Origin of the sequence: Aeribacillus sp. FSL W8-0870, from assembly GCF_037963755.1 — a bacterium.
Taxonomy (GTDB): domain Bacteria; phylum Bacillota; class Bacilli; order Bacillales; family Aeribacillaceae; genus Aeribacillus; species Aeribacillus composti.
Genome location: NZ_CP150165.1, coordinates 97,501 through 119,983, shown reverse-complemented (window position 1 = coordinate 119,983; position 22,483 = coordinate 97,501). Strand labels below are relative to the sequence as shown.

The window sequence follows — 22,483 nt, the reverse complement described above, 5'->3', positions numbered from 1 at the left end:
CAACGGAAAAACATCACAAAAAGCTAAAAAAGAAGCCGATTCCTCCACCGCCTTCGCTATACACTAGAGGCGGCGGTCATTTCGGCAAAAAAATAAGATGAAAGGTATTTATTCTATGTCACGATTAATAATTTTAGGCGGATCCAGGCTTTTAATAACGGGCTCTCTAGACTTTATATCTGCATACGTATTGATAATTTCCGGATCATAAATAATTTGCAGCCTAGAAAGCTTGCCTATTTGGTTTTGTGCACCTTCAAAATAATCGTTATTCGTAATCCTTTGTGCTCCCTCAAAATATCGATTACTAGCACGCCCTCTTATCGCATTTAAAACAATGCGCCTCGCTGATATTCCTCCCTCTATACGAATATTTGAACCAACTCCAAACATTTCTAATGCTTGTTCTGAATAGAAAAACCCTTTAATATTACTAGGTTCATCCTGGTTAACGCTATTATTTCTAATGTTTATATTTCCATTTGCAAAAATAATTAACGAACCGTTTTGGCCTAATCCATTGATGCGCGAATATTCAATCGTCACATCCCCCATTACATACATAATAGAATTAAATTCCGCATCAGCCCCTCTAATCGTCAGATCACCGTTCACAAATATGGGGCCGTCCACCCGAATTTTGTCATAATTATTTGGGTTGTACGAATCAGACCCGTTGCCAATTGTTAAATCTTTCTCTATATAGGCCCCCTCCTTAAAGGTGGTCTGTCTGAATTGATTATTTGAATTGCGAATTGTTAATGAACCTGCAGTGGCAAAGCTTTTAAAAAGATTATTCCCAGTAAATGTGTAATTTCCATCGTATTTCTCATTACACCATATAAAAAAACATTCATCATGACTCGCATAAACTTTGTCATTAGGGCGATTTTGGTTTGAGATTATTCTATTATTAGCTTTTATGATCGTTACACCGGGAGAATTATGTTTATAATAAAAAACCGATTTTTGTGCAGGAATTTGAATGTCATCACGGATCGGCTGCCTTTTTACAATAACCGGGGCTTGCCGATTGTAAAAAGCATCATCAATACGATCTGTTAGCTTTGTATAAGAACTTCCAAAATTAGAAGTTGTAATATGTTGTTCATATGGAGGGGTATGATTAAAGGTAAAAATATTTCCACCAAGTAGTAAGTTTGCGTTTGCTTTTCCTTGTGTTGGTAAAATGCTCGGGTAAACGGACGCAATCCATTTCTCACCACTTAAATATGCATATCCGCGGTTTGTTATGATTAAATTCCCGTCTACCTTCATATCCCCTGTGATCGAAACTCCGCCGTGCAAAAACATATTTCCTTCACCAGGTATACAGGCATTTGGAGTTTTACATAATTTGTTGGCACCGAGCGCATAATGTAATGTCTCCAAAACAGATTGTGCACCAATTTCAACTTCTGAAATAACCGTTTTTTCCTTGCCATCAACAAATCCTCTGCTTAAAAAGGTTATCTTCTTCTTTAGCGGGTTTTCTTCACCATTTTCTATTACATTTTCTATATTTCGTATATATACTCGATATTCACCAGTTGCGCCAGTATTGTGAACACTATTTATCACGTCTTTATAGCGATTTAAAATCGTATTTAATTTCGTTATAAACTCGCTGCGGGTGATTCCTTCTTCTCCTAGTTCATTTTTCAAATCGCTTTGAATCTGATTCGTAATATGTTCAATTCCTTTATTGGCTAATTCACGAGCTTGAACATAATCCTCGCTTGTTTGATTTCTTTTCACTCCAGATAAAGCAACTGTCAAAACGGAAACAGACAAGACTGTAAATAGTAAAAAGATCAACATGGTTAAGATCAAGGAGTATCCTTTCTCATTCATTAAGATTTTCATTATTTTGCACTCCTCGTATACTAAGTTTCAGAAAGTTTTTTTATCGAATTTCCAGTCCGATACGCTCCTTGACAATCGCATATCTTGGGTGGTTGCCTTTGTGGGAGGGGCGCGCCCCTCCCACAAAGGGTTCAGCGTACCGGGGTTGGACTTTTCGCAATGTTCCTGGATAATGGTCTTAGGATCATCGGGGATACTCTTCTCACTCCTGTAGCTTTGACTACTTGTAAAGTCTGTCTCCTCGGCCCCTGTTTGGACGTCTAACCCGCAGGCTGTTCCCGTTGGTTTTCCCCATGCTGGAAGGAGCAGCTTCCAGGGCAGCCCATGGTCCAACGTGAGTTCTCATATGCGAGGGTGACTGGTCAACAGGCGCGATCCGGGGGCATCCCGAAGAGTCCTACCCCTCGATCCTACAACAATAGGAGGTGATCTCATGAAACTCTACGTCGGGATCGACGTGAGCTCACGCGACTTAGCCACCTGCATTATGGATCATGAAGGAAATACGTGCGCACGCTTCAAAGTGGATAATCATCTTCTGGGCGCCACCTTCCTTCGGGATCAAATCCTCCTGTGGGCTAACAAGCGAAAGCCAACCGAAATTCTGATCGGGATGGAAGCCACCTCGGTCTACAGTTGGCATCCAGCTATGTTTTTCCACCAGCAGGAGGCCTTGCAGGCTTGGAACGTCAAGGTGTTTACGATCAATCCAAAGCTCATTCGCAAGTTTAAAGAAGCCTATGTCGACTTGGAGAAAACGGATGACATCGATGCTTGGATCATTGCGGATCGGCTTCGCTTCGGCCGTCTGAAGATGACGGCTGTCCTCAAGGAGCAGTTTCTCGCGCTTCAGCGACTGACACGCATGCGATATCATCTCGTCCACCAGTTAACCCGTGAGAAACAGTATTTTCTCCAGCACTTGTTTTACAAATGCAGTTCCTTTACCCAAGAGGTGGACAGTTCGATCTTCGGACATGCCATTCTCGAACTGCTGCTTGAGTCGTGGAGCCTCGATGACATCTGCCAAATGGATGTCAAGCAGTTGGCCGACTTCCTGCGCCAAAAAGGGCGCAATCGCTTTGCCGATCCGGAATGCATCGCCAAGTCGATTCAAAAGGCGGCCCGTTCGTCGTATCGGTTGTCCAAGTGTGTCGAGGATTCCATCGACTTGCTGTTAGGGCTGTCGATTCAATCAATCCGCAGCCTGCAATCGCAGCTCAAAGAGCTCGATAAAGCCATTACCCGCCATCTTGAAGGCATTCCGAACACACTGCAAACCATCCCAGGCATCGGACCGGTTTATACCGCAGGCATCCTGGCCGAAATCGGGCAAATCGAGCGGTTTCACAACCAGGCCGCCTTGGCAAAATATGCCGGCTTGACATGGTCCAAGCACCAATCGGGCCGTTTTCAAGCCGAGGACACCTCCCTCATTCGTTCCGGCAATCGCTATCTCCGTTACTACCTAGTGGAGGCTGCCAACTCGGTGCAACGGCATGATGCGACGTTTCGTGCGTACTACCGGAAGAAGTATGAGGAAGTGCCCAAACACCAACATAAACGAGCCCTCGTCCTCACCGCTAGAAAACTCGTGCGTGTGATCGATGCGCTGCTACGCAACGGTCAAATCTACACGCCAAGAAAGGGGGAAGATCGATAAGAGGATCGATCTGGTATACCAATATCAACCTTTAGACCCAGTTTATTACATGTACCAATACTGGGTTTCTTCAGTATTGCCTTTTTTCGGATCATCGGACAAGGGAATTTCCAATTTCTATGATTTTTCACCTTGACATATTACCGCAGGACTTTTCGATCATTAATAATGCTCACAATACTTTTCAGTTTCATTGTTTGCTGCGTTTTAGCAGATTGTAAAACTAACAAAATTTCAAACACATCTTCTCGTTCAGTTTCTATCAATTTTGATTCGCGAGAAAGCACGATATTTCCGTTTGTTAACGACAATTCTTTGTTATTAATCACTACACGTGAATGTTCATGATCAAAACCAATTTTGCTGCCGTCATTTTTGATCAAAAAGTAATTCCCGCTTGGATCCGGCAATTTCTGCTCCTTAATCTCACTAACCTTTAACACAAACAGCTCATCAATTAAATGGGCGAGTATATAATCTGCTTCATCGCGCAATGCTGCTTCTTCCATCGCACGGTCATATGTTTTTAATCCGCTAAAAAGAACAGAGTAAGCGATCAGTCCGATAACAGAACCCAATAAAACCACTGAAAGAACTTCTACTAACGTAATTCCTTTACTAGAGGATATGATTTTTTTACTCATAGCTCACATACCCTTCAACCTTTGAAGTAATGGGTGTTTTTGAATTTTGTAAATTCACTTCAACAAGTACATTCATTAATCGAATCGCTTTTTCATTAGCAGTTTGACTGACCGTTACTTGAACTGCATACGTTTTATTATTTATAAGTGGAGAAAACAAAAGTTCACATTCATCGGGATCTGGACGGTTCGAGCAGCTGTCAGCAGTATAAACTTGCGGCTGATTAAAGCGATCATTATCTGGTTCATCAATATAAGAAAAAGGATTCATCTTAATTCTTTCCATTGTTGATTTCGCCAGATGAATTGCCACTAATTGATCATTGTTTACTACAGTTGTTTTATTTGTAAAAACAAAAAGATTAAGAAATGCCAAAATAATGATGGAAAGAATGACGAGAGAAATTAGTATCTCCACAAGTGTAAACCCGTCCATTTTCTTCACAATCTTCATTCTCATAGAATATTCACCCATTTTTTTAAATATTAAGTAATAGTCGCAATGGCTGTAGTGAATTGGAACTATATCCTCTTAAATTGGACTTTTTGACTAAAAAACCATTGTCTTAAACGAATCATAATAATAGAATGTAAGTATATGGAACATTTTTACTAAATCCGTAAAAATTTCTCTCTCCTAAATTTGCTATAATTATACAAAAATATATTATTTATTACTTTTATTTTACTTCAAAATAAGGTCTTTTAGACTAAAAAAATAATATTTTTACTATTTATTCAATTTTTTTACATTTTATTGTGGATGAATTGCTGTAATTTTGCTATTATTATACAAAATATTTCATCTTCGTTGCTTTCATTTTACTCCAAAATAGGTCTTTTTAACTAAATGAAACTGTATTTTTTACCTATTTTGTAAAATTTTATATTTTTACAGACTGGATCAGACAAATCAATTGTACTTCTTCTTTTACCCATACGATGAAGAAACAAGCTCTAAGGAACTGGAGCCTTGCGCAATCAACCGCGCTTCTAAAAGATCCCGAATATTGGCATTGAAATGAAAAGTCAACCTTAGTAATATATATTTATTTGCCGGTTTCAGCCTTCTAAGCTTGATCAGACAAATGATACATAGAAAGGCAGGTTCTTTATGAGCAGGATGAAAAGGTTAATGGCTTTGTTTTTTTCTTTCATAATCGCTATATCAGCTGCGACCATTAGTTTCGGAACTCCCCATATCGCAAACGCTGCCTTTACAATTCCTGATGGTTCTACAGTCGGAGGAATTGATGTCGGTGGAATGACTGTTGATGAAGCTAAAGACATTTTATCAGATAAGATCAATGAGTGGAAAAATCAAAGTGATATGACGATTGAATCACCCACGGAAATATTAACCATTCCATCTGAAGATATTCAGTATGACCTGAATCAAACGATGGATCAATTGCTCGAAAAAACAAAAACACCGTGGTATGCCTTCTTTATTAAAAAAAAATCAGTTGATCTGCCGTTGGTTGTAAAAGTGAATATAACGGATGAAGAACTTTCAGAATGGCCGAACCATATTGATAAAGTCAAAACGATAGACAACATTGAAACAACGGCCTCTTATTTAGGAGAACATAACATTCAAGCGGTTTTAACAGATGCAAACGAACAAAATGATGTAATTGCTGAAGCAAGCTGGAAAATTCCGAAAGACTATATCTTTTTAGATGAGTTAGTAGAAGAATTAAATGGAAAAAAGATAACACCTGGAAATTCATTTTCGTTTTTGCAGCAAGTGGCAAATGAGGTGAGTTATTTTAGGGAGGATGATGGAAATTTCGTCGTTTCTATGCTGTATTCTTTGCTCCTGCAAACAAATGTAGAGATTATTGAGCGCCATTCGCAGCGAGTAATTCCGACCTATTCAAAAGCAGGGATTGAAGTAAAAGTCAGTCAAACAGATGATAAAGATTTCGTCATTTCAAATCCTGGACCTTATATATACACAATTCAAGCTGAAAAAAACGGATCAAAATTGAAAATGGCGATCTTGTCCGCACCTCAAAAAACAAAATATCAATACAAAATTGAAAATAAAGAAGAGATTCATTATCGCACCATCTATCGTTATAAAAAGGATTTACAGCCATGCTGCAAGCGCGTTATACAAAACGGTGTAAATGGTCAGCGAGTGGAAGTATACCGAGTGTCAGTAGCCGAAAACGGCGCGGAGCTTTCCCGTGAGTTGATTAGCACTGACTTTTACTTGCCTGTACCTGAAATCATTTTATTAGCATTACCTTCTTCTGAAAATCAAAATAATAATGCGAATAACGAAAATGACCAAACGAATTCGGACGATACAAATACGAATAGTAGCCAAGCGGATCCTAGTAATGCAAATGCTGATCATTCAACAAATACGGACCAAACGAAGCAAAAGGATATAAATACGGACAATGGTACCGACGGGACTGAAAGCATGGGGCAAGACCGTTTTCAAAGCGAAGAGGAATACGAAAAGCAATTAATGGAGGAAAGTGTGGAGGAAGAGCCGGAATATGTGAAATAAAGGCAACGCCGTTAGAGAAAAGGAAATCTGAATGAATATGATAAAGCCAGCATCTTTGGAGGTGAACGGAAATTGTCTAGAAAGCGTTTAGGAGACTTGCTTTTAGAAGCTGGACTCATTACAAATGAACAATTAAACCAAACATTAAAAAATAAGTCACCGGATGAAAAATTAGGGGATGCCCTGCTGAGAGAAGGTTTTATTACCGAGCAGCAGCTGATTGAAGTATTGGAGTTCCAATTAGGAATACCGCATATTAATATTTATCAATATCCAATTGATCAGGATGTTCTTCAATTAATTCCAAAAGAGCTGGCAAAAAGGCATTATGTGATGCCAATCCGAAAAGATAAAAATAAACTTTTTGTTGCAATGGCGGATCCGATGGACTATTTTGCTATAGAAGAACTGAGAATGGCAACAGGATGCCATATTGAACCCGCTATTGCGACAAAAGATGAATTATATCGAACGATCACAAAATATTATGATCTTCAAGAATCGATGGAAGAGATCATGAGTGATCTTTCACCAAAGGATTCAATGGATGAAGCAAAAGTAACGGATGAAGATTCTCCTGTTGTTCGTCTTGTCAACCAAATCATTGCCAACGGTCTTGCCCAGCGTGCCAGTGATATCCACTTTGACCCGCAAGAAACAGACGTAAAGGTCCGCTACCGGGTCGACGGCATTTTACGTTTAGAGCGGTCACTGCCAAAACATATGCAAAATGTCATCATTGCCCGGATTAAAATTATGGCAAACTTAAATATTACAGAAAATAGATTGCCGCAGGACGGCCGAATTAAAACAACGATCAGTTTTAAACCGGTGGATATTCGTGTCGCCACGCTGCCGACAATTTTTGGCGAAAAAGTCGTGATGCGGATTCTTGATTTAAGCAATGTATTAAACAGTGTGGAAAAAATCGGTTTTACAGATGAAAATTTGGAAAAATTTATTACTATGCTAAATCAGCCAAATGGAATAATATTAATCACTGGACCTACAGGATCCGGAAAGTCGTCGACATTGTATGCTGCTTTAAATCAGTTAAATTCAGAGGATGTAAATATCATCACGGTTGAAGATCCTGTCGAATACCAGATCGAAGGAGTCAATCAAATTCAAGTAAATGAAGATATCGGCCTGACATTCGCCAATGGGCTTCGCTCGATTTTGCGCCAGGATCCGGATATTATTATGATCGGCGAAATTCGTGATACAGAAACAGCACAAATTGCCATTCGGGCGTCACTTACAGGTCATTTAGTATTAAGTACTCTACATACGAATAGTGCAGTTGCTGCTTTAACGAGATTAATCGATATGGGCATTGAACCATATCTCATATCGTCTTCAATCATTGGCATTGTAGCCCAGCGTTTAGTTCGACGAGTGTGCCGGGATTGCCGCGAAATCGTCCGCCCGACTGAAAGAGAAAAAGAAATTTTTGCCAATCGAGGCCTTGAAATCGAGACGGTTGCAAAAGGCAAAGGCTGTCCGAGCTGCAACATGACCGGCTACCGCGGGCGCCTAGCCATTCAAGAGGTATTGCCGATCGATGCGGAGATTCGTGAACTCATCATGAATAATACGTCAACTTCTTATTTGCAAAATTTTGTACGGGAAAAAGGATTAAAATTTTTAATCGATGACGGTTTGCTGAAAGTAAAAGAGGGATTAACGACAACAGAAGAAATTTTACGCGTCGCTGTCCTCGAGTAGGAGGTGGGCTTCATGTCATACAATATATCAGATTTACTTAAAAAAGCTTTTACGGATCATGCTTCAGACCTCCATTTAATTGTCGACTCTCCTCCGGTTTTTCGCATAAACGGCGAGCTAAAGCCTTACGGAGACCATTCATTGTCTAAAAACGACACGGAAAGAATGGCAAAAGAGCTTATTCCGGAGACGATGTGGGATACGTTCGAGCAGCAGGGCGAGCTTGATTTTAACTATGAATTAGAGGGAATTTCACGGTTTCGATTAAACGCTTTTCGCCAACGCAATCATATAAGTGTCGCGATCCGAATTATACCGACGAAGATCCCAACGATCGCAGAGCTTAAAATACCTTCCATTGTCGAGAAATTGATGGAAAAGCCCCAAGGGTTAATTCTCGTCACGGGACCAACCGGTTCAGGTAAGTCAACGACATTGGCAGCGATGATCGATTATATTAATCGAAACTATTCCAAACATATTATTACATTAGAAGATCCAATCGAATATATTCATTCCCATAAGCGATCCATTATCAATCAGCGGGAAATTGGTTCAGATACAAAAAGCTTTGCAAACGGACTGCGCGCATCCTTAAGGCAAGACCCGGATATTATTTTAGTGGGGGAAATGCGGGATCTTGAGACGATATCGACAGCTATTACTGCTGCTGAAACAGGCCATTTAGTGCTGGCCACATTGCACACAAGCAGTGCAGCTCAGACGATCGACCGGATCATAGATGTGTTCCCGCCCCATCAGCAAAGGCAAATCCGCCTTCAAGTAGCAAACGTTTTGCAAGGAATCATTTCACAGCGCCTTTTCCCGCTAAAGGACGGATCCGGGCGAACGGTTGCAACGGAGATTTTAATTAATAATCCTTCCATTTCAAACTTGATTCGCAATGAAAAAATTCATCAAATCCACAATGTTTTGCAAACGAATAGAGCTCAAGGAATGCATACATTGGAAATGTCCGTTCAAAGCTTATTAAGCTCAGGAAAAATTTCTTACGAAAGCGCCATGCCATATATCAATAAAGGTGATGAAAATGGCTATCTATAAATATGTCGGTCGTACGAAAACAGGACAGCTAAAGAAAGGTACGATTGATGCACTAAATAAAACAAATGCGATCGCAAAATTAAGAGAACAAGGAATAAGCCCCCGTGAGATCAATGAAGCAAAAGGCTTGATCTATAAGGAAGTATCGATTGGCAGACCTGTGAAAAACCAGCATTTTGTCATTTATTGCCGGCAATTTGCAACACTGATCCGTGCAGGAGTTTCTATTGTAGATTCAACGAATATTTTATCAAAGCAGACGGAAAGCAAAGCATTGGCCAAAGTATTGGCTGAGATTGAAACGGAATTGCGGACAGGAAATGCTTTTTCAGATGCGGTGAGCAAATATCCGAAAATTTTTCCGGCCATTTTTGTCAATATGGTTCGCGCCGGGGAAGCCAGCGGGAGTTTGGACGAAACATTGGACAGGCTGGCGGCTTATTTTGAAAAGCAATACGATTTGAAGAAAAAAATTCAATCAACCCTTGCTTATCCAATCACATTAATCATTATCATTATTGCAGTTGTTGTATTTCTGATGCTAACGATTGTGCCTAAATTCACCGAAATTTTTGCCCAATTTGACAGCGAACTGCCTGCCATTACGAAATTCGTAGTTGGCGCAAGCCATGTAGTTCAAAACTTTTGGTGGATTGTACTTCTCGTCTTATTAGCAGCGATTCTTGCTTTCAGCTTGTTGATGAAAAGCAATAAAGCCTTTTATTACGCTGTCCATGTTATTTTGTTAAAAATGCCTGTTTTCGGCAAATTGCTGCAAAAATCAGCTATTGCAAGAATGACGCGGACATTATCATCCCTTTTTTCTAGTTCAGTGCCAATTTTACAAGCTTTAACTATTGTCGAGCGGGTTGTCAACAATCCAGTCATTGGAAAAGTCGTGTTGGACGCACGTGATAGTTTAGAAAAAGGAGACCGCTTATCCGAACCGTTTAGAAAAAGCTGGGTAATCCCGCCGCTCGTCACCCATATGACGGCGATCGGCGAAGAGACTGGTTCATTAGATTTCATGTTAACCAAAATAGCTGATTTCTATGAAGCGGAAGTTGACCGCAGCGTTGAAATTTTGAAATCGCTGATCGAACCAATTATGATCGTCATTTTAGCCTTTGTCATTGGGACAATTGTTCTTGCCATTATGATTCCTATGTTTAGCATTTATCAGCAAATGTAAATAGATGACGAAGCTTGCAGCATTTTCGTATATAAAGCACCTAAAAGAAACGTATTGTACTAGATTCCAAAAAATCCCTTTAGGAGGTGGTCAAGAAATCGAGTTAATAAAGTTTGCGGGAACATGACAAGCGCTTGCCGTTTTGCCTTATGAAAGTAAATTTAGGAAAACTAAAAACAAATTTAGGAAAACTAAAAACAAAGGAGGAACATGAAATGAGAAAACATGTAAAACTTCTCAAAAAAGAAAAAGGGATGACATTAATTGAGCTATTGGCTGTTATTATCATCATTGCAATCATACTAGCTATTGTAATCCCGATTATCGCAAATGTCATTGGCCAGTCTAGAGACCGGGCTGCTGTATCAGAGGCATTAAATATTATTTCAGCTGCCAAACTAAAATATGCACAAGACGGCAGTCAAGAAGATGCTGCTAAATATGGTGCCAATGAACTTAAAGATTATATTGATTTTAAAACAGAAGATAATAATTTTACAGTTTCATTTGACGGCACTACTTGGTCAATTTCTGGTCATCCTGCAAATCGTGTAAAGGATGTTGGTGATCCTGCTAACGAAGGAAATTTACGCACTTTCTTAAATAAAGTAAGTAAAAAAAATAATTAAAAATCTTTTTCGTTTTAACTTGGAACATGTAAACATAATAATTTGCCTGTTACTTTTTATCAAAAGCTGGAGTATTTCTCTTTGCAAAAATATTTTGGTCACAGGAGGGTTCGCCTATGCTCACTTTTCTTTCGGCTAAAAAAACCATCAACTTAGTCATCGATGATTATGCGCTTCGGATGGTGGATCATTCCGGCGGCGATTTATCAAATATTAAACATTTCAAAGAAAAGTCTATACCGAACGGCCTGCTAGAGCATGGGCGAATTCTTGATGAGATGGAGTTTTATCATTTTATGAAGGAGACCGTCAAAGAGTGGGGAATCAAAAGGCGGAATGTCCAGTTTTATGCGCCTGATTCCCTTGTCATTATGAGAAAGGTAAAGTTTCCTGCTCATTTAAAAGATAAAGAAATCAACGGCCACTTTATTATGGAATTAGGACATACACTTTATCTTCCATTTGACAATCCAATCTTTGATGTATCACCATTGCCTGGAAAAGCTGATACACAAGAACGGGAAGGGCTTCTTTTTGCTGTTCCAGAAGATGAAATGAGAAAATATACGGAGATTTTGATTGATGCAGGACTAAAGCCTGTCGCTGCTGATATTCGTTCAATTGGCGTATATCGGTATTTCCAATATACATATATGACAAAAAATACAGTTGAAGCATATTTATTTTTGGAGTTGAATTTAAACTCAATCATGATCAGTATTTTTTCGGAGAACCAGCCTGAATTCTTAAGATTTCAAGATTTAGATATTCAAATGAACGATTGGACAAGCTACCAATACGATGATGATCTGCTCACCTGGACGTATAATGGAGATGAAGCGCAATTTTTAGGTTTAATTGATGATCAAATAATGGAATTGGAGCGGATGATGAATTTTTACCGCTACTCCATTCATAAAGGTCAGAAAGCTGTATCGAAAATTATGCTGTTAGGAGATTTTCCAAACTTAGATTTGATTAGAAAAAAAATAGAAAGTCAATTTCAAATTCCCGTTACGATTTTAGATGCTTACCTTTCTCCTGAAAAAATGGATAAAGTTCCTCGTCATTTTATACCTGCTTTAGGGCTTGCCTTGAAAGGGGGAAGTTAAGTGATCCCTGAAATAAATTTATTGCCGAAATCCGAAAGACAAAGTTCGACGGTTTTGATTATTTTTATCTCTTTTCTTGTTATTTGGCTAATCTGTTTATCGATCCTTGTTTATCAATATATTCATACGAAAAATGAGAAAGAACTGGCCGATACGAGAATTGAAAATTTAAAAATGGATAAGGAAATTTTAGAAACTCAAGTAGAAAATCAAAAAAATGGTCAATCAGGCAGCTTAGAAGAAGCGGTCGCTAAAGCAGAGGAATTGACCGCACCTACCTCACATTTCATTGAAGAATTGCTGGAATTGCTGCCAAATCATAGCTATTTAAGCCATTATGAATATGAAAATAAACAATTGACGATCCAAACCCAATTCGAATCATTGGATGTTGCCGCATCTTATGTTTCAAAGCTCGTCTCTTCCCCTCTTTTTACAAATGTAAGGATCAAAGAAATTAAAACCTTCACATTTGAAGAAGCTTCAGAGGAACAAGTGGATGAAGAAATGTTCAAGGAGATTCCGAGATATGATGTGAATATTATTCTTGAGACTCATTCTTCGGCGTTAGAGGACGAAAACGGGGGTGAAGAAGATGAGTGATTTCCTCCAAGAAAGGAAAATCTTTTTTTATTGTTTAATCGTTTTACTGTTTTTGCTTATTGGCGTTGTGTATATGTATACGGTAAAGCCTTTGAAAGACGATGTTGCGCTTGCACAGTTAGATGCCAATCAGCTTGAAGTGGAAATGAAGCAATTGGAAGCACAATTGAATAAAAGTAAAACGGATAAGGAAGAAAATACTGCTCAATTAGAGAAAAAAATGCCGTTAAGCCGCAATATGGACCAGCTGCTGCTTGATTTACAGGAAGCGGAATACGTCAGCGGCAGCCAAATCCAGAACATTTCCTTTCAGGATGAGCAAACGCTGTCTGAATCGGAATTATTATCGGAAAACAATAAAACAGATACGAACAATACGAACGAAAATAAGGAGCAAAATGAATCAACCGAAATGGAGTCTGCAACTAATCAATCTGAAAATGAAAGTGCGGATGCTCCGTCTAATCAAAGCGAAAACCAATCAGCTTCGAACGAATCGACAGAGAAAGAAAAATATAAAAACGTGAAACTAATTACCTTTAATCTGTCGGTTGTTTCACCAGATTTCAAGCATTTTTTACAATTCCTACAAGAAATAGAAAAATTGGAGCGAATCACCCGAGTGGACGTCCTTTCGTTCACGAAACCGGGGGAAAAGGAGCTTTTAGAGGACGAAACGAATCAAACCATTACGATGGAAATTCAATTAACTACCTCGTATACTAAGTTTCAGAAAGTTTTTTTATCGAATTTCCAGTCCGATACGCTCCTTGACAATCGCATATCTTGGGTGGTTGCCTTTGTGGGAGGGGCGCGCCCCTCCCACAAAGGGTTCAGCGTACCGGGGTTGGACTTTTCGCAATGTTCCTGGATAATGGTCTTAGGATCATCGGGGATACTCTTCTCACTCCTGTAGCTTTGACTACTTGTAAAGTCTGTCTCCTCGGCCCCTGTTTGGACGTCTAACCCGCAGGCTGTTCCCGTTGGTTTTCCCCATGCTGGAAGGAGCAGCTTCCAGGGCAGCCCATGGTCCAACGTGAGTTCTCATATGCGAGGGTGACTGGTCAACAGGCGCGATCCGGGGGCATCCCGAAGAGTCCTACCCCTCGATCCTACAACAATAGGAGGTGATCTCATGAAACTCTACGTCGGGATCGACGTGAGCTCACGCGACTTAGCCACCTGCATTATGGATCATGAAGGAAATACGTGCGCACGCTTCAAAGTGGATAATCATCTTCTGGGCGCCACCTTCCTTCGGGATCAAATCCTCCTGTGGGCTAACAAGCGAAAGCCAACCGAAATTCTGATCGGGATGGAAGCCACCTCGGTCTACAGTTGGCATCCAGCTATGTTTTTCCACCAGCAGGAGGCCTTGCAGGCTTGGAACGTCAAGGTGTTTACGATCAATCCAAAGCTCATTCGCAAGTTTAAAGAAGCCTATGTCGACTTGGAGAAAACGGATGACATCGATGCTTGGATCATTGCGGATCGGCTTCGCTTCGGCCGTCTGAAGATGACGGCTGTCCTCAAGGAGCAGTTTCTCGCGCTTCAGCGACTGACACGCATGCGATATCATCTCGTCCACCAGTTAACCCGTGAGAAACAGTATTTTCTCCAGCACTTGTTTTACAAATGCAGTTCCTTTACCCAAGAGGTGGACAGTTCGATCTTCGGACATGCCATTCTCGAACTGCTGCTTGAGTCGTGGAGCCTCGATGACATCTGCCAAATGGATGTCAAGCAGTTGGCCGACTTCCTGCGCCAAAAAGGGCGCAATCGCTTTGCCGATCCGGAATGCATCGCCAAGTCGATTCAAAAGGCGGCCCGTTCGTCGTATCGGTTGTCCAAGTGTGTCGAGGATTCCATCGACTTGCTGTTAGGGCTGTCGATTCAATCAATCCGCAGCCTGCAATCGCAGCTCAAAGAGCTCGATAAAGCCATTACCCGCCATCTTGAAGGCATTCCGAACACACTGCAAACCATCCCAGGCATCGGACCGGTTTATACCGCAGGCATCCTGGCCGAAATCGGGCAAATCGAGCGGTTTCACAACCAGGCCGCCTTGGCAAAATATGCCGGCTTGACATGGTCCAAGCACCAATCGGGCCGTTTTCAAGCCGAGGACACCTCCCTCATTCGTTCCGGCAATCGCTATCTCCGTTACTACCTAGTGGAGGCTGCCAACTCGGTGCAACGGCATGATGCGACGTTTCGTGCGTACTACCGGAAGAAGTATGAGGAAGTGCCCAAACACCAACATAAACGAGCCCTCGTCCTCACCGCTAGAAAACTCGTGCGTGTGATCGATGCGCTGCTACGCAACGGTCAAATCTACACGCCAAGAAAGGGGGAAGATCGATAAGAGGATCGATCTGGTATACCAATATCAACCTTTAGACCCAGTTTATTACATGTACCAATACTGGGTTTCTTCAGTATTGCCTTTTTTCGGATCATCGGACAAGGGAATTTCCAATTTCTATGATTTTTCACCTTGACATATTACCGCAGGACTTTTATTTTGATTCAGCAGATAAAAATCATTCATCAGAAACAAATAAGGAATCACAAAATGGTAAAAACAGCCCTAAATACTAATGTATGAGGAGTTTGGCAATGGTTTTCGTTTACCTTTTTTTCTTTGCTATCGGAATCATTTTCGGGTCTTTTTTTAATGTTGTCGGTCTTCGCATCCCGAAAAAACGCTCAATCGTTCAGCCGAGGTCGCACTGCCCGCATTGTGGCCATTTCTTATCCTGGTATGAATTAATACCCATCTTTTCATATGTGCTTCAGAAAGGAAAATGCCGCAGCTGCCGTGTTCCGATTTCGGCTATTTACCCAGTGATGGAGCTGTTTACAGGTTTACTATTTGTTTTTAGTTTCTACAAAATTGGATTTAACGAGGAGCTTTTAGTAGCACTACCCTTTGTTTCACTCCTGATCATTATTACGGTGAGTGATTTATCTTACAAATTGATTCCGAATCGAATTTTAATCTTTTTCTTCGTTCTATTTGTTCTCCTGCGGACCTGGATTCCGCTTCATCCTTGGTATGATTCGATAATTGGAATGACTGTCGGTTTTGTCCTTCTTTATATCATTGCCATTGTAAGCAATGGCGGAATGGGAGGCGGAGATATTAAACTATTTGCTGTTTTAGGATATGCTTTAGGTCTTAAAGGAGTTTTATTAGCTTTTTTCCTGTCTACCTTAATTGGTGCATTATTCGGTCTATTTGGCATCATCACGAAACAATTAAGCCGTAAATCAGCGATACCATTCGGACCTTTCATAAGTATTGGAGCCGTGCTTTCATATTTTTATGAAACGGAAATTTTCCATTGGTATATTCAGTTAATCATATAATGGACAAAAGAGAACAGGTCTGACTTTTCTTTTCTTTTGATATGAAGCAAAAGTATTTTTAACAGCTAGCCTAGCGAGCTAAACGGCCTTTTCAAAATCTTTACAATGGTGATAATGCCATCCATAATAACGATAAATGTTAATTAATCGGTTACACGCTCTCTTTTCTTGTTGAATATATAAACACTCAAAGCTTGCAGAAGGAATATATACGCTAAATATATGGCAATGGAAAATAATATGTTATATCCCTTATCAATTCCCGAAGACGGCAAATGGAAATAAGAGGAAATATCTAAATGATTGAATATAACGTAATCAAAAACAGCAAATTTACGCAGAAATGCAAAAACCGCAATTTTTGCAATCTCCACAACAAAAAGCATGGAAAAAATAAACATATACTTTTTGAATAGAACAGCCAAAAACATAGATCATGTTACATAAAAAATTGCGGTATAGGACTTCGCAATAAGTAATAACAATGCATGATAAAAAATATCATGATGAAATCCATAAAGTATGATAACGATTATGCTAGTCAATAATACAATGATTCCGTTGCAAATAAATACGAACAAATAAGAAGCGTATATTTTATGTAAAATCATTTTACGGGTGCTTTTATTTTTTTCAAAAACTCCATCTTTCATGATTGAAGCAGCAGAGCAAAAAATATAATATAGCAAGGCAATGAGGGCAATGATATCGACAGAGAAGTTTTGGAAAATCAATGACTCCGATTCTTCCGATAAAGCATCCTGTACAGACTTCATATTCTCATTGCTAAGTATGAAATATTGCAGTCCGCATCCTATCATGATTGCAGCAAGTATAACATAAATTGGTTTGTGACGAGAAAAATACATTTTTATTTCATTAACCATTTTCCTATCCTCTCATATATTCAAGAATGAAGAAAATTTTATCCAAGTTCCTCTGAATCGTTTTTTATAGTGAATTGAAATTAATGAATAAAACTAGAGCATTTATTACGATTAAAAACATACACAATAATAGCGCCTTTTTGGAATCGATGATATTTTTTTTAACAATGATGAATATATATATTACGTTTACAATAATCGTTATGAAAATTTTTGCGTATATATTCGTTGAAATATTGTAAACATACTCTTGATGAATAAAGTTTGTGATAATGATCGTAATGGAAAATGGCAAATATCCAATCATTAAATAAAAAAAGCTTGAAAATATGGATGGATATTTCTGCGGTTTAAATAATAGTATGATAAATCGATAGATAAAAGCTTGAAAGAAAAGAAAAACAATCGAAAAGATCATTATGACAAAATTTAGGAATACAAACATGATTTCTTTCGTTTTAAAAATGTTCTTTTCATAGATTACACTGCCTTGATTCATGATCATGTATTGACTGATAAATTGTATGGATAATAAATACCAAAGCGTAAACAGTATTAATAATATTTTTTCATTTGCTTTTAATTTAACCATTTATGTCCCCCCAGAAATTCAAAAGCATAATATTCCACTATGGCTGCAACAAAGTAAACAGCTATCATTGTCAGCAATAACATACAAACAGCCTTGACATTTTCTTTGTTTATTTCTTTTTTTAACACAGTTTTATAAAAATCTTTCATTCTTTTAGAAGCGATGATACATATGATCCATCCTACTATTTCTATCGGCGTATGGAAAATTAAAGTCATGAAAGTTTTATATACGCCAAAGAGCTCTATGCCAAAATATATGTTTAACCCTAAAAAAAATGAATTATATAAAATAATCGGATAAGATATGAAACTTGTTAGCAGAACTAACATAATGCCGATTGAGGCGTTATTGAAAAAAATATCAATAAAATTTAGATCGAGAGCTTCCCTTTTTAAATCGACTTCTAATAATGCGCCAAAGAAGAATCCTGCCAATAAAAAACCAAATATAAGCAGAGGAATTTTCATGAACTCTTCCCTTTTTATGACGAACTGACGATTCATCTATACTGCTCCTGTTCTAAACCTAAATACTGAAATATATTTTTTTTATAACTTTGAGTATTTACGTTTGCAATCTGCTTAATCGTTTTGCTATCTTCCATCACAATGCACTGCTTAGTGTACCTTTCGATATCATGAAAATTATGGGTAGTGATGATAATTGTGAAATTAAACTTATTTTTTCTGAGCAGCTCTTTAAAATTCATTTCAGATTTATAATCTAAACCGTTAAATGGCTCATCAAATATTAAAATATCTGCATTGGACATAAATCCCATTAATATAATCAATTTTTGCTTTTGCCCTAAAGAAAGACCTTTTAACTTGTTCGGTAAAAATTCTTTAATATTCAATACTTCAAATTCGTTTAATAGCTCTTCAAGCTCTTCTTTATTTTTATTATGAATTCGTGAATGTAACTCGAGAAACTCTTGTGCTGTCAATTCATCAAAAACTAAATATTCAATATCCAAGTAAACGATTTTCTTATTACGATTTAGGCTCTTAACAGAAGCATTTTCCGTTTTGATTATATTCGACAATATTTGCACGGTTGTAGTTTTGCCCACGCCATTTGGCCCGACAATGGCTGTCACTTCATTTTCAGGTATTGAAAAAGATATATGATCTAAAATTTTTTTCTCCCCTATGCTATACGTTAAATTTTTAATTTCTAACATTTATTTTTTACCTCACTTATGTAATTCGTCAAAAAAGCTCTTCCTCCAATAATGCGCCAATATTGACACACAAAATAGTATGACGGAAACGAGCAGCAACATCGTTGTAGCTAAGCTGGAGCTCTTTATGCTGCTACTGTTTACAAGAATGCTAATAATGGCAATGGGAACAAACGCTATTAATAATACGTTGGATAAACCTTTTTTTGTGTGTATAAACAAATTAGGCAATTCACTTTTCTTCAATATTTTTCTCGTGATTAACATGATTAGTTCATCTGCCTTAATGTCTAATATGTATACAAGCATCAGCAGGAAAGCATAAATATATTGCTGATTTAAAATGAGATAACAGAGGTGAAATAGTAAAACGGGCAATAATAAGAAGAAATTATTTAAGTTAATATTCATCATAAACTCAGATTGAATTTTTTTGTCTAAAGACTTTAAATAAAACAAATAATAACCATAAGTTTCCACAGTTAAAAAATCAATAAATTTGATTTTAACAAAAAGAGATGAAATTAAATAGGACATGATTATCAGTGATTCTTCGATATTGCTGATGAAAACAAACAAGCTGGATGTGATCTGTATCAAAGTCAAAAATATGAAGGGTATAAAAAATAGTTTGAAATAATGGATTAATTGTTTTTCCTGGAAAATTCGTGTAGTAGCTTTAATATATCTTAATAAAAAATAGTTAGATATTAACAGAATTAATAGAAAAGCCACCCATAAAAATAATAAAACCTCGATTTTATTGGTTGCACTCGCGAAGCTAAAACCTGCTTTTTGCGATACTTCTTGAATGATTTGATAACTTAACAATATTACAAACATGAGACGAGCCATTTTTAAAATATTTAATATGTATTGAAATTCTGATATTTTAGCAAACAAAGAAAGATAAATGATTATACAGCTTAAAATCAATAAGATCAAAAAAAGTTGTTTATCTAAAAATGCATAATATATAAACTGTATCAGTATCCATGTATAAACGTTTTTAAAATTAGCAGTGATTACATAAAAAATAGACGGTATTAATCCATAAACTTTTTTAAATCCTTTTGGAACTTCAAATCTTAACAAATTTATAATGACAAATAATTCCATTAAATATTTTGCGATTAAAATTTCCCATTTATAGTCATTTAATATACGATGAATATGTACATTTTGAGAAGGGTCTAGTAAAAGAATAATCCCTAATAATAAAATATTTGACGCTGCATAAAAGTATATATAATATTTCGCCAGATACTTAAATTCAGGTAAAATTTTTTCAAATTTTTCATACAAATTGCTTTGATATGCTCTTAAAGCATTGATTGCAATAAGAAAAAAAATTCTTACATATGACATAGTCTGCACCTCATCAATAAAACCATAAAACGAAATTTAGAAACAATGTTCATTACGCGATGTTTATCTATTTTCTTAAATTTTTCCTAAAAAATAATGAAGCTGCTGAGCCATTGTATAGCTGAACTCATATTTAAACTCTCACTTTCTCTTCATCTGATCAATTAAATAATATTACCAAATATACCATTGATCAACCATATTTAGCGATTTATTAGAAATTCTCCCATTTTTTATGTTTCGATCGATATCGATAATTTTGTTTGCCCCCATCGCTATACACTTTTCGGATCATACTAACGGCTTCAAAGCACTATGTTAAGCAACACAAATAATTGCTTGACAACTGTTTCGAATATGTTAGCAGCTATTGATAATTTTTTCGCATCCATACGTCCATGTCCATTTTTCATGGGCAATAAAAAAACCTTAGGAATCTCCCTAAGGTTCAGTGGATTATTGGAATTGGTTGTATGAATAAATATTTAGATGGAGCCTAGCGGGATCGAACCGCTGACCTCCTGCGTGCAAAGCAGGCGCTCTCCCAGCTGAGCTAAGGCCCCTTTAAATTCCTGGTCGGGAAGACAGGATTCGAACCTGCGACCCCATGGTCCCAAACCATGTGCTCTACCAAGCTGAGCTACTTCCCGATATGGCGCGCCCGAGAGGAGTCGAACCCCTAACCTTTTGATCCGTAGTCAAACGCTCTATCCAATTGAGCTACGGGCGCAAATATGGTGCCGAGGACCGGACTTGAACCGGTACGGTAGTCACCTACCGCAGGATTTTAAGTCCTGTGCGTCTGCCAATTCCGCCACCCCGGCAGAGAAAAGCGGAAGACGGGATTCGAACCCGCGACCCCCACCTTGGCAAGGTGGTGTTCTACCACTGAACTACTTCCGCATATGATGCGGGTGGAGGGACTTGAACCCCCACGCCATAAAGGCGCTAGATCCTGATTCTAGTGCGTCTGCCAATTCCGCCACACCCGCGTCAAAATGGTGAGCCATGGAGGATTCGAACCTCCGACCCTCTGATTAAAAGTCAGATGCTCTACCGACTGAGCTAATGGCTCATGATCAAAAATATTTTTTCAGCTGTCTCTTCTGTCTTAACTATTGGGAAGACGATCAATGACATCAGGGCAAAACAACCTGCCACAAATTTGATGAAGCATTGCTTGTCTGACAACTGATTGAAAGACATATTCATAATAAAACAACTAAAATGATGCCGGCGAGAGGAATCGAACCCCCAACCTACTGATTACAAGTCAGTTGCTCTGCCAATTGAGCTACACCGGCATAATAACAACTTCAATACTCAGTTTTTGCCTTTGCTTAAATTGTTATTCCAATGAAAGTAAGCTTGCTTAAGAAGAATCTCAATGTAGTACGCTGAAGTATAATCAAAGAAGACAGAACATGCTCTCCAATTGATCTTCACGAGCATGCAAGATGGTGGAGGATGACGGGATCGAACCGCCGACCCCTTGCTTGTAAGGCAAGTGCTCTCCCAGCTGAGCTAATCCTCCTAAAAACAATTAAATAAAGGCAGCCTGGCAGCGTCCTACTCTCACAAGGGACAAACCCTCACTACCATCGGCGCTGAAGAGCTTAACTTCCGTGTTCGGGATGGGAACGGGTGTGACCTCTTCGCCATTGCCACCAAGCAGCCTTTTCTGTTTTCCTTCCTGTTGTCAAATGACATCGGAATGTCATTCTTTCAAAACTAGATAACGTTTCTTTCACGAATAGATGCTCTTACTTGGTTAAGTCCTCGATCGATTAGTATCCGTCAGCTCCACGTGTCACCACGCTTCCACCTCGGACCTATCTACCTCGTCATCTTCAAGGGATCTTACTCGCGTTTAGCGATGGGAAATCTCATCTTGAGGGGGGCTTCACGCTTAGATGCTTTCAGCGCTTATCCCTTCCGCACATAGCTACCCAGCGGTGCCCCTGGCGGGACAACTGGTACACCAGCGGTGCGTCCATCCCGGTCCTCTCGTACTAAGGACAGCTCCTCTCAAATTTCCTGCGCCCGCGA

The 22,483-nt window shown here is 38.7% G+C and carries 19 protein-coding genes, 9 tRNA genes and 2 rRNA genes (1 of these 30 cut by a window edge); 11 read left to right on the top strand and 19 right to left on the bottom strand.

The window, feature by feature from the left end:
• Positions 1 to 108: 108 nt before the first annotated feature.
• Positions 109 to 1,866: a hypothetical protein gene (locus tag NSU02_RS00610; protein WP_339193804.1), complete on the bottom strand. Its 1,758-nt coding sequence runs from the start codon at positions 1,864 to 1,866 to the stop codon at positions 109 to 111.
• 433 nt (positions 1,867 to 2,299) lie between these two features.
• Here NSU02_RS00610 and NSU02_RS00605 point away from each other — a divergent pair, with 433 nt between their 5' ends.
• A complete protein-coding gene (locus tag NSU02_RS00605) occupies positions 2,300 to 3,529 on the top strand; it encodes an IS110 family transposase (protein ID WP_027725928.1) in 1,230 nt (409 codons plus the stop codon).
• Between the two features lie 140 nt (positions 3,530 to 3,669).
• On the opposite strand, the gene NSU02_RS00600 is transcribed toward NSU02_RS00605, so the two are convergent.
• Together NSU02_RS00600 and NSU02_RS00595 are read right to left on the bottom strand one after the other, a co-directional pair.
• Complete coding sequence (locus NSU02_RS00600; RefSeq protein ID WP_339193802.1) at positions 3,670 to 4,173, bottom strand: hypothetical protein; 504 nt, start codon at positions 4,171 to 4,173, stop codon at positions 3,670 to 3,672.
• Positions 4,166 to 4,633, bottom strand: coding sequence for a prepilin-type N-terminal cleavage/methylation domain-containing protein (locus tag NSU02_RS00595; protein WP_339193800.1), 468 nt, complete (start codon positions 4,631 to 4,633; stop codon positions 4,166 to 4,168). Before NSU02_RS00595 ends, NSU02_RS00600 begins: the two co-directional genes overlap by 8 nt.
• 675 nt (positions 4,634 to 5,308) lie before the next feature.
• Here NSU02_RS00595 and NSU02_RS00590 point away from each other — a divergent pair.
• From NSU02_RS00590 to NSU02_RS00545, 10 genes are all read left to right on the top strand, one after another.
• Positions 5,309 to 6,700 (top strand): G5 domain-containing protein, encoded by a 1,392-nt coding sequence (locus NSU02_RS00590; protein WP_339193798.1) that lies wholly within the window; start codon positions 5,309 to 5,311, stop codon positions 6,698 to 6,700.
• Between the two features lie 72 nt (positions 6,701 to 6,772).
• Positions 6,773 to 8,428, top strand: coding sequence for a GspE/PulE family protein (locus tag NSU02_RS00585; protein WP_339193797.1), 1,656 nt, complete (start codon positions 6,773 to 6,775; stop codon positions 8,426 to 8,428).
• 12 nt (positions 8,429 to 8,440) lie between these two features.
• Positions 8,441 to 9,493 (top strand): type IV pilus twitching motility protein PilT, encoded by a 1,053-nt coding sequence (locus NSU02_RS00580; protein ID WP_063387121.1) that lies wholly within the window; start codon positions 8,441 to 8,443, stop codon positions 9,491 to 9,493.
• Positions 9,480 to 10,685, top strand: a complete 1,206-nt coding sequence (locus tag NSU02_RS00575; protein WP_327873329.1) for a type II secretion system F family protein — start codon at positions 9,480 to 9,482, stop codon at positions 10,683 to 10,685. The genes NSU02_RS00580 and NSU02_RS00575 overlap by 14 nt, the downstream gene beginning before the upstream one ends.
• A 215-nt stretch (positions 10,686 to 10,900) precedes the next feature.
• Positions 10,901 to 11,314: a prepilin-type N-terminal cleavage/methylation domain-containing protein gene (locus NSU02_RS00570; protein WP_339193796.1), complete on the top strand. Its 414-nt coding sequence runs from the start codon at positions 10,901 to 10,903 to the stop codon at positions 11,312 to 11,314.
• 116 nt (positions 11,315 to 11,430) lie between these two features.
• Positions 11,431 to 12,426, top strand: coding sequence for a pilus assembly protein PilM (gene pilM, locus NSU02_RS00565; RefSeq protein ID WP_339193795.1), 996 nt, complete (start codon positions 11,431 to 11,433; stop codon positions 12,424 to 12,426).
• Positions 12,427 to 13,029, top strand: a complete 603-nt coding sequence (locus tag NSU02_RS00560; RefSeq protein ID WP_339193794.1) for a PilN domain-containing protein — start codon at positions 12,427 to 12,429, stop codon at positions 13,027 to 13,029. It begins immediately after the preceding gene.
• Positions 13,022 to 13,945, top strand: coding sequence for a hypothetical protein (locus NSU02_RS00555; RefSeq protein WP_339193792.1), 924 nt, complete (start codon positions 13,022 to 13,024; stop codon positions 13,943 to 13,945). Before NSU02_RS00560 ends, NSU02_RS00555 begins: the two co-directional genes overlap by 8 nt.
• 219 nt (positions 13,946 to 14,164) lie before the next feature.
• Positions 14,165 to 15,394, top strand: coding sequence for an IS110 family transposase (locus NSU02_RS00550; protein WP_027725928.1), 1,230 nt, complete (start codon positions 14,165 to 14,167; stop codon positions 15,392 to 15,394).
• A 254-nt stretch (positions 15,395 to 15,648) separates the two neighbouring features.
• Positions 15,649 to 16,401: a prepilin peptidase gene (locus NSU02_RS00545; protein ID WP_339193789.1), complete on the top strand. Its 753-nt coding sequence runs from the start codon at positions 15,649 to 15,651 to the stop codon at positions 16,399 to 16,401.
• A 434-nt stretch (positions 16,402 to 16,835) separates the two neighbouring features.
• Here NSU02_RS00545 and NSU02_RS00540 read toward each other — a convergent pair whose 3' ends face one another.
• The 16 genes from NSU02_RS00540 to NSU02_RS00465 form a co-directional block, all read right to left on the bottom strand.
• On the bottom strand, positions 16,836 to 17,288 hold the full coding sequence (locus NSU02_RS00540; RefSeq protein WP_339193787.1) for a hypothetical protein: 453 nt from the start codon (positions 17,286 to 17,288) through the stop codon (positions 16,836 to 16,838).
• A 64-nt stretch (positions 17,289 to 17,352) separates the two neighbouring features.
• Positions 17,353 to 17,880 (bottom strand): hypothetical protein, encoded by a 528-nt coding sequence (locus NSU02_RS00535; RefSeq protein WP_063387112.1) that lies wholly within the window; start codon positions 17,878 to 17,880, stop codon positions 17,353 to 17,355.
• Entirely contained in the window at positions 17,868 to 18,350 is a 483-nt protein-coding gene (locus NSU02_RS00530; RefSeq protein ID WP_339193784.1) for a stage II sporulation protein M, read from the bottom strand. Before NSU02_RS00530 ends, NSU02_RS00535 begins: the two co-directional genes overlap by 13 nt.
• A gap of 32 nt (positions 18,351 to 18,382) precedes the next feature.
• On the bottom strand, positions 18,383 to 19,066 hold the full coding sequence (locus NSU02_RS00525; RefSeq protein WP_339193782.1) for an ABC transporter ATP-binding protein: 684 nt from the start codon (positions 19,064 to 19,066) through the stop codon (positions 18,383 to 18,385).
• Between the two features lie 12 nt (positions 19,067 to 19,078).
• Complete coding sequence (locus tag NSU02_RS00520) at positions 19,079 to 20,434, bottom strand: hypothetical protein (RefSeq protein ID WP_339193780.1); 1,356 nt, start codon at positions 20,432 to 20,434, stop codon at positions 19,079 to 19,081.
• Between the two features lie 490 nt (positions 20,435 to 20,924).
• Positions 20,925 to 20,997 (bottom strand) — tRNA-Ala (locus tag NSU02_RS00515).
• Positions 20,998 to 21,007: 10 nt separating this feature from the next.
• Positions 21,008 to 21,084: transfer RNA gene (locus NSU02_RS00510), tRNA-Pro, on the bottom strand.
• 3 nt (positions 21,085 to 21,087) lie between these two features.
• Positions 21,088 to 21,164, bottom strand: a tRNA-Arg gene (locus NSU02_RS00505).
• Between the two features lie 5 nt (positions 21,165 to 21,169).
• Positions 21,170 to 21,258, bottom strand: a tRNA-Leu gene (locus NSU02_RS00500).
• A 7-nt stretch (positions 21,259 to 21,265) separates the two neighbouring features.
• Positions 21,266 to 21,337 (bottom strand) — tRNA-Gly (locus tag NSU02_RS00495).
• A 6-nt stretch (positions 21,338 to 21,343) separates the two neighbouring features.
• Positions 21,344 to 21,426: transfer RNA gene (locus NSU02_RS00490), tRNA-Leu, on the bottom strand.
• Positions 21,427 to 21,433: 7 nt separating this feature from the next.
• Positions 21,434 to 21,509: transfer RNA gene (locus NSU02_RS00485), tRNA-Lys, on the bottom strand.
• A gap of 156 nt (positions 21,510 to 21,665) precedes the next feature.
• Positions 21,666 to 21,738: transfer RNA gene (locus NSU02_RS00480), tRNA-Thr, on the bottom strand.
• Between the two features lie 154 nt (positions 21,739 to 21,892).
• Positions 21,893 to 21,968: transfer RNA gene (locus NSU02_RS00475), tRNA-Val, on the bottom strand.
• 22 nt (positions 21,969 to 21,990) lie between these two features.
• A 5S ribosomal RNA gene (gene rrf / locus NSU02_RS00470) occupies positions 21,991 to 22,106 on the bottom strand.
• Positions 22,107 to 22,201: 95 nt separating this feature from the next.
• Positions 22,202 to 22,483: ribosomal RNA gene (locus tag NSU02_RS00465) — 23S ribosomal RNA — on the bottom strand (it continues 2,651 nt past the right edge of the window).

Bases quoted from the DNA above. Each gene is read 5' to 3' on its own strand.
- pilM (WP_339193795.1), top strand. From the start codon at position 11,431: ATGCTCACTTTTCTTTCGGCTAAAAAAACCATCAACTTAGTCATCGAT.
- NSU02_RS00600 (WP_339193802.1), bottom strand. From the start codon at position 4,173: ATGAGTAAAAAAATCATATCCTCTAGTAAAGGAATTACGTTAGTAGAA.
- NSU02_RS00555 (WP_339193792.1), top strand. From the start codon at position 13,022: ATGAGTGATTTCCTCCAAGAAAGGAAAATCTTTTTTTATTGTTTAATC.
- NSU02_RS00610 (WP_339193804.1), bottom strand. From the start codon at position 1,866: ATGAAAATCTTAATGAATGAGAAAGGATACTCCTTGATCTTAACCATG.
- NSU02_RS00570 (WP_339193796.1), top strand. From the start codon at position 10,901: ATGAGAAAACATGTAAAACTTCTCAAAAAAGAAAAAGGGATGACATTA.
- NSU02_RS00540 (WP_339193787.1), bottom strand. From the start codon at position 17,288: ATGGTTAATGAAATAAAAATGTATTTTTCTCGTCACAAACCAATTTAT.
- NSU02_RS00550 (WP_027725928.1), top strand. From the start codon at position 14,165: ATGAAACTCTACGTCGGGATCGACGTGAGCTCACGCGACTTAGCCACC.
- NSU02_RS00525 (WP_339193782.1), bottom strand. From the start codon at position 19,066: ATGTTAGAAATTAAAAATTTAACGTATAGCATAGGGGAGAAAAAAATT.
- NSU02_RS00590 (WP_339193798.1), top strand. From the start codon at position 5,309: ATGGCTTTGTTTTTTTCTTTCATAATCGCTATATCAGCTGCGACCATT.
- NSU02_RS00545 (WP_339193789.1), top strand. From the start codon at position 15,649: ATGGTTTTCGTTTACCTTTTTTTCTTTGCTATCGGAATCATTTTCGGG.
- NSU02_RS00580 (WP_063387121.1), top strand. From the start codon at position 8,441: ATGTCATACAATATATCAGATTTACTTAAAAAAGCTTTTACGGATCAT.
- NSU02_RS00575 (WP_327873329.1), top strand. From the start codon at position 9,480: ATGGCTATCTATAAATATGTCGGTCGTACGAAAACAGGACAGCTAAAG.
- NSU02_RS00530 (WP_339193784.1), bottom strand. From the start codon at position 18,350: ATGAAAATTCCTCTGCTTATATTTGGTTTTTTATTGGCAGGATTCTTC.
- NSU02_RS00520 (WP_339193780.1), bottom strand. From the start codon at position 20,434: ATGTCATATGTAAGAATTTTTTTTCTTATTGCAATCAATGCTTTAAGA.
- NSU02_RS00535 (WP_063387112.1), bottom strand. From the start codon at position 17,880: ATGGTTAAATTAAAAGCAAATGAAAAAATATTATTAATACTGTTTACG.
- NSU02_RS00595 (WP_339193800.1), bottom strand. From the start codon at position 4,633: ATGAGAATGAAGATTGTGAAGAAAATGGACGGGTTTACACTTGTGGAG.
- NSU02_RS00605 (WP_027725928.1), top strand. From the start codon at position 2,300: ATGAAACTCTACGTCGGGATCGACGTGAGCTCACGCGACTTAGCCACC.